The 14,585-nt window shown below is 36.6% G+C and carries 11 protein-coding genes; 4 read left to right on the top strand and 7 right to left on the bottom strand.

Features of this window, described 5'->3' with window-relative positions:
- Positions 1 to 622 precede the first annotated feature (622 nt).
- The 6 genes from B371_RS0107345 to B371_RS0107370 all read right to left on the bottom strand — a co-directional run bounded on the left by B371_RS0107345 (position 623) and on the right by B371_RS0107370 (position 7,459).
- A complete protein-coding gene (locus B371_RS0107345) occupies positions 623 to 1,048 on the bottom strand; it encodes a hypothetical protein (RefSeq protein WP_019413661.1) in 426 nt (141 codons plus the stop codon).
- 30 nt (positions 1,049 to 1,078) lie between these two features.
- Entirely contained in the window at positions 1,079 to 1,276 is a 198-nt protein-coding gene (locus B371_RS0107350; protein ID WP_019413662.1) for a hypothetical protein, read from the bottom strand.
- 158 nt (positions 1,277 to 1,434) lie between these two features.
- Complete coding sequence (locus tag B371_RS0107355; protein WP_019413663.1) at positions 1,435 to 1,857, bottom strand: dual specificity protein phosphatase family protein; 423 nt, start codon at positions 1,855 to 1,857, stop codon at positions 1,435 to 1,437.
- Positions 1,858 to 1,869: 12 nt separating this feature from the next.
- Positions 1,870 to 3,987, bottom strand: a complete 2,118-nt coding sequence (topB, locus tag B371_RS0107360; RefSeq protein WP_019413664.1) for a type IA DNA topoisomerase — start codon at positions 3,985 to 3,987, stop codon at positions 1,870 to 1,872.
- Between the two features lie 304 nt (positions 3,988 to 4,291).
- The gene (mbcS, locus tag B371_RS0107365) at positions 4,292 to 5,869 is read right to left on the bottom strand and encodes an acyl-CoA synthetase MbcS (protein ID WP_019413665.1); all 1,578 of its coding nucleotides are present in this window, start codon (positions 5,867 to 5,869) and stop codon (positions 4,292 to 4,294) included.
- A gap of 402 nt (positions 5,870 to 6,271) precedes the next feature.
- A complete protein-coding gene (locus B371_RS0107370; protein ID WP_019413666.1) occupies positions 6,272 to 7,459 on the bottom strand; it encodes an alanine--tRNA ligase-related protein in 1,188 nt (395 codons plus the stop codon).
- Between the two features lie 562 nt (positions 7,460 to 8,021).
- On the opposite strand from B371_RS0107370, the gene B371_RS0107375 reads away from it, so the two are divergent.
- The 4 genes from B371_RS0107375 (at position 8,022) to B371_RS0107390 (ending at position 12,579) form a co-directional block, all read left to right on the top strand.
- Positions 8,022 to 9,062, top strand: coding sequence for an amino acid ABC transporter substrate-binding protein (locus B371_RS0107375; protein WP_019413667.1), 1,041 nt, complete (start codon positions 8,022 to 8,024; stop codon positions 9,060 to 9,062).
- A 174-nt stretch (positions 9,063 to 9,236) separates the two neighbouring features.
- A complete protein-coding gene (locus tag B371_RS0107380; protein WP_019413668.1) occupies positions 9,237 to 10,415 on the top strand; it encodes an amino acid ABC transporter permease in 1,179 nt (392 codons plus the stop codon).
- Positions 10,416 to 10,421: 6 nt separating this feature from the next.
- Entirely contained in the window at positions 10,422 to 11,630 is a 1,209-nt protein-coding gene (locus B371_RS0107385) for an amino acid ABC transporter permease (protein ID WP_019413669.1), read from the top strand.
- Between the two features lie 178 nt (positions 11,631 to 11,808).
- Entirely contained in the window at positions 11,809 to 12,579 is a 771-nt protein-coding gene (locus tag B371_RS0107390) for an amino acid ABC transporter ATP-binding protein (RefSeq protein ID WP_019413670.1), read from the top strand.
- A 167-nt stretch (positions 12,580 to 12,746) separates the two neighbouring features.
- On the opposite strand, the gene B371_RS0107395 is transcribed toward B371_RS0107390, so the two are convergent.
- Entirely contained in the window at positions 12,747 to 13,823 is a 1,077-nt protein-coding gene (locus B371_RS0107395; RefSeq protein ID WP_157185168.1) for an FAD-dependent oxidoreductase, read from the bottom strand.
- Between the last annotated feature and the right edge of the window lie 762 nt (positions 13,824 to 14,585).

Consider the following 14,585-nt stretch of genomic DNA (forward strand, 5'->3'; position numbering starts at 1 on the left):
ATGGCTTTTTGAACACGCTCTATTAGAGAGTTGTATTGTCTTACGAAACATTAGACTAACCTAATTTTTTTCATTTAAATGTTCTCTATTATAACTAAAGAAAGAAAAAGCCACGCGAAAAATGACTATGTCACTACACGTGGCTATTGTTATTATTTGTACTTTTAAACGTTATCTTTACCTGAGGATTATTTCAAATTACAAAAAGGATCTGTCTAATAAATCCCTAAAATAAAACAGGTAAATGATTGTAGTGAAAGGCGGCGACTCCTGCGGAAAAAGCGAGCAGACGAGCCCCGCAGGAAGCGTCCTTCTGTTTATGCGTCGCTACGCCAGCTTCAACTGCAACGGAAATCACCTGTACTAGTCCATAAGCTACAAGATATACTTTTTCAGTGGACTCGGTGAGACCCGCAGGAGCAATGGAACGAAGGCTAAGACCACATCGCGAGGCAACCCCTTCGTTACCAACATCCTGTTGGCCCGAGGAGACTCGCGACAGCCCACGGGAATCGTACGCAAGAAACGGAAATTACCAGATTTATTTAAGCCCCTTTCAATATAAAAAGAGGGCTGTCCTTAAAAGTCATTTTAAATGACTTTTGGGACAGCCCCTTTTTATTTATTGAAAAAACTTGATTAATTGGTTGCTTGAAGGTTCTTGTAGTGGAAATGTTTCATCACTGTCAGTCTGACAAACCACATGTAGTGTTGGAGTTTCTTTTATAATGAATTTCCAATGGGAGGTTTTTGAAGTACTTGTCGCTTTAAGCTCTTCACGCATCATTTTTTTTCTGAAGTTTGCAAGCTTTGCAATTAAGAAACGTTCTTTATAACGAATTAGTAAATAACCATTATGAGCAATTCGATTGTATTTATTTAAACTAACTTCTCTCAAATCAAATCCATTAGACTTGTTTTGAACAGATGGTGACAATACAAAAAAATCACGTTTCTTAAAAATAGTTGTATTTAAGTGTTGGATTAGCCCTAATTCATTTGTCAAAAAGTCCTTGTTAACTGCACTTGGAATTTGATTACTTTCCATTACTCCACCTCTTCTAAAAGTTCTATTGTTTTAAGTATACACTTTTTCTAAACAAATTTCACTCTTTAAATAGAGAAAAAGCCTACTATTGACAAAATACTTATTCCCATTCAAAAATGAAAACCCTACCATTCCAGACGTTGCAGGTTGTTCTTCTAAAGTATATTGTTTTTCACCAACTTCTTTTCCAAGTATAATTATGAACATTTTGTATATAATCTTTAGCATACGAGCAATCCTTCAAACGAAAAGTTACTTTCTCACTTTTTGAAATAGAGATCTCACTCTTTTATAGTATGTACAATTAGGAATTATCTTTTCATGGTTTTTCGCAAAAATAAGCAACCTTCCCTAAAAAGAAGGTTGCTTATTAATCCTTATATTTGTTAAACACCATATATTCCTTTTAAAGCCTCTTTTAATTGGGGTTTTACATTCACATCAGGTCGAATCATTTTTACTTTAGCTTCCGCTTCTTCAATAGTATTCGCCATACGAAGTTCCAGTAACACAGCTATGGCCATTGTCCCTGCACGACCATTTCCTGAATTACAGTGGAAGAAAATTTTCTTGCCATCTTGATAATCTTGAACGATTCTTTTTACACCCGTTCGAATGGATTCATCTTGAAATTCACCATCTTCTACAATCGGTTGATGTTTACTAATCTCACTTGAGGATGCTGCAACTTCGGCTCGCAAATCGTATACCACATCAATTTTCTCTGCCTCAATCACATCATCTACTTCATTCACGCCGCCAATATATATGCTGTTTTCAATTAATGCTTGATAATTTTTTTGAGTCATTTCGTTTTCCTCCTATAGAAAATCTAATTTTAGTTGACCATTGGTTAAGACAAGTTTGGCATCAAATGTTTTCCCTACCTTGGAGACCAATCCTTTTATAACTTCTGTCTTTCCCTTTGTACATAAATCTTCAATATGTCGGACAGATAACCTTTTTCTTAAAAAAGTAGCAGGAAATGTTTGTTTGCAACCTTCTTTATATCCAGAACACCCATAAAATTTCTCTCTTGAAATAATCGTTCCTTTTTGACATGTCGGGCACGTTGCTACGTCTTTGTTAACAAACACTTTTTTAGCGGTCATATGAAATGTCTTTTCGTGAAGTTGCATTGGGACATCTAGGATGAGCTGATTTAAATATTTAGCGATACTTCCAAGAAATAACTCAGATGAACCTGTTCCAGTTCCAATCTTTTTTAAATAAGTTTCCCATTTTGCTGTCATCGCTGGGCTAGCAAGTAAATTCCCTTCAATTGCTTCGCAAAGTACACGTCCTTTTTCAGTAATGGATACGATATTTTTCTTTACTTCAATATAGCCGTTACGTTTAATTGTTTCAATAATTCCACTCCGTGTTGCTTCAGTCCCAAGACCTTCCACTTCTTTAAGAATTTCATTTTCAACTGCATCTTCTACAAATTTCCCACAAGTCTTCATCATGGCAATAAGTTGACCTTCAGTGTATGGCTTTGGTGGAGTCGTTTGACCTTCCTTTATTGCCACTTTACTTTTAACTTGTTCGTGAAGTGAAAGCTTTGGTAAGCTTGGTTCTTTTGATGCTTTAGGATCTGTGTCATTTGAAAATAACACTTTCCACCCTTTGTCAATTTCCACTTTGCCCATTGACAAAAATGCAAGTCCATTGACATCTGTTGTAACGGACGTTTCTTGATACAAATAATTCGAGTGGAACATAGCAAGGGTTGTACGTAAAACTTCTTCATACAAATTCCGTTCTTCACTAGATAAGCGTGCTAATACCGCGGCGGTCGGGATTTTTTTCGTCGGGATGATGGCGTAGTGTTCCTGCACTTTTGAACTGTCTACATAACGTTTACTTGGTGTTCTGGAAGCAACATTAAAAGGTTGATTAATTAATTTTTGATACGCTTCAACTTGGTTTTCAAGATATGAAAATTCATTCGGCGTAATGAATTGAGTATCTGTTCTTGGATACGTGACTAGTTTCTTTTCATATAAAGTCTGCATCGTTTTCAGTACATTAGCTGGACTATACTTCCATTTACGATTCGCAGTTGCTTGTATAGTGGATAATGCGTGCAACTTTGGAGGAAGTGTCTTTTTATCTTCTGTTTTTAATCGGCTAACAGTTCCAGGGATAGTTCCATCTATTTGATGTTTCCTCAATAGTTCTTGTGCTTCTTCACGAACATTGATCTTTCCTTTAACTTTGCCTTTATATGTGCCATGTTCAGCTTTAAATGTTCCTTCTAATTCATAAAAAGCTTCAGGAACAAAGTTCTCAATTTCTAGCGTACGTTGGTGAATCAAATAAACCGTCGGTGATTGAACCCTGCCTATAGAAAACACTTCTCGAATTCCCTTTTTTTGAATGAGTAGTGTATAGAGCCTTGATCCGTTCATTCCAACAAGCCAATCACTCATTTGACGTGCTTTCGCTTCTTCATACATTAACAAGTCTTTCTTGTTATCATGTAACTGAAGAAAGCCTTTGCGTACTTCATCGACTTCAAGTGAATTAATCCACAATCGTTTAATTGTTTTATTTCGCGCTCGTGTATGTTCAAAAATACTATAGAAAATATTAGAACCTTCTCGATCAACGTCACATGCATTTATAACAATATCGGTTTCATAGATTAGCTTTCTAATAACAGCAAACTGTTTCGCCTTTCCCTTAGCAATTTGAAACTTAAACTCTTCAGGTATTATGGGTAATGTTTGAAGTGACCACTTCGTCCACTTTGGGTTATGAGACTTTGGATCACGTATCTCAACCAAATGCCCGATCCCCCAAGTAATATAAGCACCTTGCGGAAATGTCTCACATGGTTGCACATCAAAAAAACCTTCGTTCTTTTTTACCTTGAAAGCATCTGCATATGCTTTCGCCTGGCTTGGTTTTTCAGCAAGAATTACTGGTTTCATCCAATCACCTCTTTTTTACTCTGTACAATGAGTATAACACCTATCGAACACACATTCTATTTAAGCCATGAAGAAGTTTAATTCAACTCTAAAACCATATGAACAGACCTCTTAACCCTAACTGTGACTGTATAGAATGATCAATATTCTACTTTTATTACCACCTTAATAAGATCTCAGCCTGATATTTATTAAAAAAAATACTAGGTACCCCGTTTTGCAGAACGTCTATTGTTCCACAACACGATTGGTACCTAGCATTTATTTAATAGTTTCACTGATTCAATTGTCTCTACTCTGCCTGTTATGAATTTAGTTTACGCAATTCGATACGACGAATTTTGCCTGAAGCTGTTTTTGGCAATTCATCTATAAATTCGACAATACGTGGGTATTTGTATGGTGCTGTGATTTGTTTTGTGTGATCTTGTAATTCTTTAATCAATTTTGATTTATCAAGTACCCCTTCTGCATCACGTAAAACAATATAAGCTTTAACAACAGTCCCTCGAATTTCGTCTGGCGCTCCAACAACCGCACATTCTCGGACAGCCGAATGTTTCATCAAAGCGTCTTCTACTTCAAAAGGTCCAATTGTATAGCCAGAACTAATGATAATATCATCACTTCGTCCCTCAAACCAAAAGTATCCATCTTCGTCACGAGATGCTTGATCCCCCGTTATATACCAGTCACCACGGAACGCAGCTTTTGTACGCTCAGGATCCAAATAATATTCTTTGAATAATGCTGGGCAACTTCTATGAACAGCAATGTCTCCTACTTCTCCTACACCAGCAGGTTTTCCTTCTTCATTAATTATATCAACCGGATTTCCAGGAGTAGGTTTCCCCATTGATCCAGGTTTCAGTTCCATGTCTTGAAGTGTTCCGACAAGCAAGGTGTTTTCTGTTTGTCCATATCCGTCCCGTACATTTAGTTGAAACGCCTCTTGGAACGCTTCGATAACTTGTCTATTTAAAGGCTCTCCAGCAGACACAGCACTTCGTAAATTAGGTAACTCATAATCATTTAAGTCTTCCACTTTTGCCATGATGCGGTATTCAGTTGGTGTGCAACATAGTACATTTACTTTTTCTTCTTTTAATATGGCTAAATATTTTAGCGCATCAAATGGACCATTATAAACGAATGCAGTTACTCCGAGAGTAATTGTTGATAAGAAAGGACTCCAAATCCATTTTTGCCACCCTGGAGCTGCAGTAGCCCAAACGATATCATTACTTTCTACACCTAACCATTTTGTAGCAGCCGTGCGTACATGCGCATAACCCCAACCATGTACATGGACAACCCCTTTAGGATTTCCTGTTGTACCGGATGTATATGACAAGAAGGCTGCATCGTCACGATGCGTCTGCACTGCTTCGAATGAACCTACTTCTTTAGAAGCTAATTCTTCAAATGATGTCCAGCCTTCTTCTTTTCCACCTACAATTAGTTTATTTTGAAAAGCTTCTACCTCTTCATCTATTAAATTCGTTTCAGCAGTCGTTTTGTAATGAGCAACGATTCCTTTGGCACCTGAATGATGCATCCGGTAAAGTAAATCCTTTTTTCGTAGCATTTCTGAACATGGAATTGCAACAATCCCTGCTCGTAAACAAGCTAAATAAGTTATATATGCTTCTGGAATTCGAGGAAGAATGATCAACAAACGATCTCCTTTTTCAATTCCTAAATTTAAAAGAGCTTGCGCATATTGGTTCATTTTTTCGATTAACTCTTTATAGGAAAGGTCAATTCGCGTACCCTCACCATCGAGCCAGCGGATGGCTAATCGAGATTCATCATCCTTGTATTTCTCAAGTTCCGATGAAATGTTGTACTGTTCAGGTGCAATTAAGTCTGCGTGATTCATTTATCTATTCCTCCTTTAAACTTTTATGTACTCTATTATTCTCATCTAAAAATAATACTTACAACAATTCTTCCATATCACAAATTAATAAAATAAAACGCTAATTATGAGAGTATAATATCACAGGTTTTAGCGGAAATTATTTCTAACCATACAGAGATAAAACAAAATTAATATCAAACTGAGCGTTTGTTCATTTCTAGTTTATAATACGCCACACTCTAAACTTTTTGGTGGCAGTAGTATTTAAATTGTAGTTGTCTTCATCATAAATAGTCAACCCAATTTTTTAAATTGTATGATTACATAAAAACTTCAGAATACTCTTGACTTCAATATTTTTCGATTTCCAGTATAATCTTTCTGTTCCCTTCAACGGAAAAATGGGTGGTCTTTAATAGATTATATTTCATGAATTATCTTTAATAATTCATCTCCACTCATGTCAGTCGATCCACCTCCCTGTGCAAAGGATTTAGAACCTCCACCTTTACCATTTATTAGAGGAAGAATTTTAGCAGCTAATTCCTTCATGTTTTCTTGATTTTCATTGCCTCGTGCTAATACAACTTGAAGTAAACCATCATTTTCAGCTATGAATATAACCTTACACTTTGTTTCTTCTACAACTATTAAGCGTGCAAGTTTTTGTAAATCTTGAATCGAACGTTGTTGGAATACACGCTCAATAGACTGTCTCTCTATCTTGTTCTCCCCAATGAGTTCCTTCAATTCATAAGCAATTACTAGTTCGTTTGAGTCGTTTAGCATCTTTTCTGTTTTTTTGCCATTCTCCATCAATACTTTCATTGCTTTTACTACTCCTTCTTCAGGAGCGCTCAATAAACTAGTCACTTCTTGCAAAATCTTGTGCTTACGATTAAGTTGCTCTAACACTCTACCTCCACAGGCAAAATGTACCCGTACTTTTCCTTGTTGTTTTTCTGAAGAAAGGATCTTTAATAAACCTATCTGACCTGTTGACGTTGGATGTGTCCCTCCGCAACCATTGTAATCAAATTCCGGTATGATCACTAATCGGATATCTTCTTCAACTGCCACTTGTTTTCGAAGTGGGTAATCTGATAACTGGTCTTTTGTAATCCACTTTGTTTCAATTAATCGGTTTTCCATAATGATTTGATTTGCACGTTTTTCCGTTGCATTTAACTGCTCATCAGATATAGCTTTTATATCTAAATCAATTGTTATCAATTCTTTTCCTAAATGAAAACTTATAGTTTGAAAACCGAACAGCTCAACAAATGACGCGGTTAAAATATGTTGTCCTGCATGTTGTTGCATAAAATCAAAACGTCGCGTCCAATCAATATGAATATCTACAGCTTCACCCACTTCTAGCGTTGGTTCAGCTATATAATGACGTATTTCACCTCCTATTTCTTCGACATCGATTACCCGAACATCCTTTATTAACCCACTATCATGTGGTTGTCCACCACCTGTCGGGTAAAAGACAGTTTTATCTAATAATACGTACCATCTTCCGAAATCATCCTTTGCTTGATCTACAACCATTGTGTTTAGAGTTTGGCGGTACGAATCCTGATAAAATAATTTTTGTTTCACTTTGAATGCACTCCTTTTAATTTCTCATAGTTGAACTGCATTTGCCCAATATTTATAAAACCTCAGTATTTATAAATTACTGTACCATCATCGTGTATATAAATGCTTTGGATGCAGTACCTTTCTTCTATCTAAAAATCTAGTTTCTCAATCTCACTCAAGACTTTTATTCCTATTGTTATTCTATTTCTTCATGTCTAAACGTAAAGTTGGTTAAGGACACGGGATCACTTGGACATACCTTAGTGGTCTCATGACTAACTGATTTAGGTCAATTAAGTTATGTAAAACTAGTATAGATTTATAAATTCTTAGGCTGGGGTAAATGGTTTCTCTAAATAGATAACAAGTTCTTACGTATCCCACGGAAAGGAAGTGAAAAGCCATGTAAGCCTTATGTTTCGTATATCGAAATTAATTATCAGAATTTTTAAGTATTGTAATACATTGAATATTATATTATAGTTTTACTTAGGACTATTAATCTGAATTATCTAGTATGCTTCTAGTAGATTAAGACTAGATAGTCTGCGTTAAAAAAATAGGGGGTCGAGTCCAAAACATGAAAAAAAGATTATTAGCATTATTAAGTATTTTACTCGTATTTTCAGTTGTCTTAGCTGGATGCTCTGAAGAAGAAGCTGTAGAAACCAAGTCAAGACTTGATGTTATTAAAGAACGTGGTAAATTAATTGGTGGTGTAAACGCTGACATTCCAGGATTTGGTTACGTCGCTTCAGATGGTAGCTACACCGGAATGGATATTGATATTACGAGAGCGGTAGCCGCAGCTGTATTTGGAGATCCAAATGCAGTCGAGTTCAGACCATTATCAGCAGAGGAACGTTTTATTGCTGTTCAAACTGGTGAGGTCGATGTGTTAGCAAGAAATACCACTCAAACTCTTTCCAGAGATGCTTCTGTAGGTCTTGCATTTGCACCTGTTACGTTTTATGACGGGCAAGGATTGATGGTCCGTAAAGATAGTGGAATTGAAACCTTAGAAGATTTAGAAGGAGCACGTATTTCCGTTGAATCGGGCACTACGACTGAACTTAATTTGGCTGACCAAATGCGTAAGTTAGGAATTGATTATGAGCCTGTTGTATTTGATAGCCAAGATGCTGCCGTGTCTGCATATGAACAAGGTAGCGCAGACGCGTATACAACTGACCGTTCTGCGCTCGTGTCCCGTAAAACTACTTTATCTAACCCAGACGAACATTTCATTCTAGATGAAGTCTTGTCCAAAGAACCTCTTGCACCTTCAGTGAAAGATGGAGATTCTCAATGGATAGATATCGTGTCATGGACTGTAAACGCGTTAGTTCAGGCTGAAGAGTTTGAAATTACTCAGGCCAATGTTGATACTTTCTTAGATAGTGAAGTACCGGAAATTCGTCGTTTTCTAGGTGTTGAAGGAGATATGGGCGAACAACTAGGACTACCCGCAGACTTTGTTTATCAAATAATTAAAGCTGTAGGAAACTATGGCGAACTTTATGATCGTCATCTTGGACCAGACACTGTTTTTGATTTAGAACGTGGTCAAAACAGCCTTTGGACAGATGGTGGCTTACTGTATTCACCACCTTTCCGTTAATATAATTTGTATGTGCATTGAATAGATATGGGCCTGCATACCTTCTAAAGTTAAGGGCAGGCCTATTATTATTTAAAGTTACCCAGTTAAATAGCACCTGATTGACCAACGATCTGTTGGCGCCACTGTAACAGTTTAAAGTGATAGTAAAACATACTGCGAGGTGACCTATACATGAATAAACACTCATCTGCGAAGAAAACTCCTTTTTGGAGGGACAAACGAGTCATCCCCATTCTTCTACAAGTCATATTTGCAATACTAGTAGTTCTTGCAGGGGTTTTCTTTTTTACCAATGCCCTTGGTAGTATGAAGCAAATTGGTTTAGTCTTTGGGTACGACTTTCTTAGCAAAATGGCTCAATTTGATATTGGGGACAAGTTAATTGAGTTCACGTCCACAGACACTTATGGCAAAGCATTTATTGTAGGTATTTTAAATACAATAAAAGTTGCCTTTATAGGAATTATATTAGCCACGATATTAGGATTCATCGTAGGAATTTCGCGATTATCCAATAACTGGTTAGCAAAAACAGTCGCTACTTTTTATGTGGAAATTTTCCGTAATACCCCTCTTTTAGTACAAATTTTCATTTGGTTTTATGCTGTATTTTTAAGCTTACCTGTTATTGAAAATAGCATTAATGCGTTTGGATTGTTCTTTTTTAGTAATCGAGGGACAGCAATCCCGTGGTTTGATTTGACTTCTTCTTCATTGATTTGGCTCATATTATTCCTTATCGGTATTGTTCTTTCATTTGTTGTATGGAGAGTTAGACTTAAACAACAAGTTGAAAGCGGGAAGAGAAAATTCCCACTATATTGGGCGACTGCTACAATTATTATCTCGTTAGGTATTACATGGTTGATCACCTCCGAGTACCCACTTCTATTAAGTGTCCCAGAAATTGCCCCAAGAGGCTTCATAGGGGGGTATACAATTGGACCAGGATTTGGAGCACTTTTAGTTGCCCTTGTTATGTATACAGCTTCTTTTATTGCCGAAATAGTTCGGGGTGGTATAATGGCCGTGTCGAAAGGACAAGTTGAAGCAGCTAAAGCATTAGGTTTGAAAAACTCAACTATATTGAGGCTGGTAATTTTACCTCAGGCTATTAGAATTATTATTCCTCCTCTTACGAGTCAGTATTTAAACCTGATTAAGAATTCCAGTTTAGCTGCAGCTGTTGCCTATCAAGAGCTAGTAGGTGTAGGAATTACAGTACTTAGTCAAACAGGTAAAAGCATTGAAGTCATTTCAATTATAATTCTCGTCTACTTGTCAATGAGCTTATTAACATCACTCTTGATGAATATATTTAACAAATATACGCAACTGGTAGAGAGGTGAAGAAAAATGGCGAATGATGAATTAACAACAAAACAAGTTTCAATACCCGAAACAGCTCCACCTAAGACTTCTATTGGAGTACTAGGTTGGTTGAAGGAGAACTTATTTAGTAGCTGGATTAACACGATCTTGACGGTTGTATTCGGTACTATTGTTTATTTGATTGTAGTAAATACAATTGAATGGATTTTCTTTAAAGCCGAATGGTATGTTATTTCTGCCAATTTCAAATTACTTATGGTGGGTCAGTACCCAGTCGAGGAATTATTTCGAGTGTGGATTGCTTTTACTCTTATTTCTCTTCTAATGGGTCTTTCATGGGGAATCTGGAAGGGAACCATGGGCCATTTAACCATTGCTATGACAGCAATATATATTATCGTAGCTTCCTTACCTTTCGTCTTGATTGAGACCCGGATATGGTTGCTGGTAAATATCGCTTTAATTATTGCTACATATTTCTTAGGGAAAAGGCTCACTAAGTTTAAGAAATATATACTTATTGGCTGGTTCCTCATGTTCCCGGTGACAATGATCCTTTTAAGTGGTTTTGGAGTATTTGATCGTGTCGGCACAAATTTATGGGGCGGGTTTTTATTAACTCTACTTATCGCTATAGTAGCAATTGTCTTCTCTTTTCCTCTAGGTGTATTACTTGCTCTTGGAAGAAGGAGTAAACTTCCTGTTGTTAAGTGGTTTTGCGTTGCCTACATTGAATTGATCCGTGGCGTTCCACTGATTACCATACTATTTGTAGCTCAACTTATGTTACCAATGTTTTTAGGTGAAGGTGTAAATATAGATAACGTTATTAGAGCAATGGTTGGATTTACTCTATTTTCTGCAGCCTATTTAGCAGAGAATATACGTGGAGGATTACAATCTATTCCTCGTGGTCAATTCGAAGCTGCAGAGGCTTTAGGACTAAATGCTACGTTTAAAACTGTTTTTATTATCTTACCTCAATCGTTACGGGCCGTTATTCCAGCAATGGTGGGTCAGTTTATTGGTATCTTTAAAGATACTTCACTCGTTGCCATTGTAGGCTTAACTGATTTACTAGGCATGGGTAAGAATATAATTTCTAACCCTGAGTTTCTAGGAACACAGATGGAAGTTTTTCTATTCGTAGCTCTCGTATTCCTGGTCTTCTGTAATATGATGTCCTATGCAAGTCGCAGACTTGAAGGCGCATTAGGTGTAGGTACTCGATAAGAAAAATATATCTTTAGAGTGTGTTCAAAAAGTCTGGTCATAAAAGACGATGTCCGTATCAAGCTGATCATACCCTTTCACTAAAGTATATGGATATGAGGGTTAGATTCATTTATCAAGATTGCTTTTTTGATACTGCTTTTTGAACACGATTTTCTAATCCGAAGGAGGATCATGTATGTTTGAAGAATTCAACTCAGAGACACCTCTAGACCAAAGAGAAGATATAGTTGTTTGTAATAATATCAATAAATGGTTCGGTAGTCTTCATGTATTAAAAGACGTAAATTTAACTGTAAAACAAGGTGAAGTCGTTTGCATTTTAGGTCCTTCTGGCTCAGGGAAATCAACATTTATCCGAACCGTGAACGGGTTAGAAGAAATTCAAAAAGGGGAAATAACAGTTGATGGTATTCCTTTATCAAATGATTTATCGGATATAGAAGCCATCCGTAAAGAAACAGGAATGGTCTTTCAATCATTTAACCTGTTTCCTCATATGACCATTTTAAAGAATATCACCCTAGCACCCATTTGGGTTCGTAAGTGGCCTAAAGCTAAAGCAGAGAAAATCGCCATGGAATTGCTAGAACGTGTTGGAATTCCAGAACAGGCCGATAAGTACCCTGGACAACTTTCAGGGGGACAACAACAAAGGGTCGCAATTGCTAGAGCTTTAGCCATGCAACCTAAAATCCTGTTATTTGATGAACCAACTTCTGCATTAGATCCTGAAATGATTAAAGAAGTTTTGGATGTTATAAAAACCTTAGCTGGATCTGGAATCACCATGATGGTCGTGACACACGAGATGAACTTTGCTCGTGAAGTAGCTGACCGTATTGTTCTGTTTGATTTTGGAGAGATTATAGAAGTTGGATCTCCTAGTGAACTATTTGATAATCCGAAACATGATAGAACAAAGCTCTTCCTATCTCAGATTCTATAATTTTCACCAGTTTCAAATACAATAAAACCTCTCAAGATTCGTATCTTGAGAGGTTTTATTTATTCATGATACTCTTTCCCCTATCCCCCTGTATTAGGCCGATACTATTATCTAAAGTAAAAATTATAAAGAGCCTTTTAAATTATAGTCGGAAATTTTGTGTCTATTTATTTTTTCATGTGCTTTTTCATAAATTTCACGTCTATCCAGTGTTTCAACCACCATGGCCATTTTCCATAATAAGCGTGTTTACCATATATAATAAGCCCTTGTCGTTGACCAACTGATAAAATCGAAATGAAATTGCGCTGCGGTTTAAAGTTTTTTAATCGTTTTCCTGCTAAATATTGATTTATATTGTGCCATAATATTGGTCCTTGCTTAACAGCGTAAACTCCATTCTTAGGTAAGGTAGGATAGCTATCCATGGTCACACAATCTCCTGCCCCAAATACCCAAGGATATGTTTCTACTTGTAAACTATCCTTAACTAATAAAAATCCTTTTGAATCTGTCGGTAACGAACCATCTTCAAATAACCTACTCGATTCTGGACCAGTAAGTGAAAAAACATTTGAACTTGACATGCGTTTGCCACTGTTAGTAACCAGTTCATCAGTATATACTTCTTTTATTCTGTCATTTTCATATAATTGAATCCCTTTTTGTTCTACTATCCGTCCTATTTTCAAATTAGCTTTCTTACTTATTGACATCAGGATTGGTGAAGAACTTATGATTTTGACGTTGGGAGGAAAGTCATTTTTATATCTCCATGCTTGGACTGACAATGCCATTTCCACCCCCGCAGCTCCTCCACCAACAACGACTGGAAATGTTGTTTTACGAAATTCATTTATCTCCATTGGGAAAGAGAAATTAGGTTTAATTTTAGTTTGAATCACTATTCCTTCTAATTCCTTAATAGTTGATCCTATATCAAATGATACCACTTTAAAATCATACGTTTTTCCTGAAGTACCAATCAGTTTCCGAAACAGAGCATCCACTTGCACAATCGTATCTTCTACAAAAGAGACTCCTGCTTGTTCACAAAGTTCTTCTAAATCAATTCGAATATCATCTTCTGAATAAAGACCTTCGGTGTACCCTGAAAACATTCCAGAGTAATATTGAAATTTTGATGCTGAGATAAGTGTTACTTGATATTCTACTTTATTCTCTCGGATATCACGCAAAATATTTAGATGAGCGTGCCCTCCCCCGATTAACAATAAAACCACTAATCATCATACCTTTCATACCGCGAGTTCATTCATTTAGCTTACAACAAAACACAAGTTAAACCCATGATTTTGGTGCATTGCTATTTAATTAGAGTGGTCATCCAACTAGTTCGTTTAAGCATGTATAGGGAGTTACAAGAGGCAACACCTTTGCGATCAACACCGTGTTGCCCTGAGGAGTCTCACAGACCGTCCGCGGAAAGCGTCCTTGTTTCTTGCATCGCTACACTAGCTTCGAAACATGAAGGTGCGTTGTAAGGGAAATCACTAGATTTAAATAGAATATTAACTTATTAATGACCGGGCGTACATTGCCCGGTTTTTTTAAGAATATAAGAAAGTATACAACTATAAAGAGTCAAGAACCCAGTGTTCATGGTGTTTTTAAATATATAAGACTTACATCCAATTAACATGCAGGCGTGATTTCCTATTAAAAAATACATTCATCTTGAATTTCCAGACAAAGTGAATTTTGTTCAGTGATATATTCTTGGTCAGTAATTCGATTTAATTTATATGTGAGTACTTTCATTAAAAAATTAAGAAAAATTTTTATATTTATATTTAGAACTATATTGTTATCACAGTTTTTTTAAAACAGGAGAATAATTGTAGTGAAAGGCGGCGACTCCTGCGGAATAAGCGAGTCCAGGGAGACCCCGCAGGAGCGCACAATGGAACGAAGGCTAAGAACGCCACTACGCGAGTCAGAGCCTTCGTGACCAATATCCTGTTGGCCCGAGGAGGCTCACGGAC

The sequence above is a fragment of the Paenisporosarcina sp. TG20 genome (assembly GCF_000286315.1).
In the GTDB taxonomy this organism is placed as follows: domain Bacteria; phylum Bacillota; class Bacilli; order Bacillales_A; family Planococcaceae; genus Paenisporosarcina.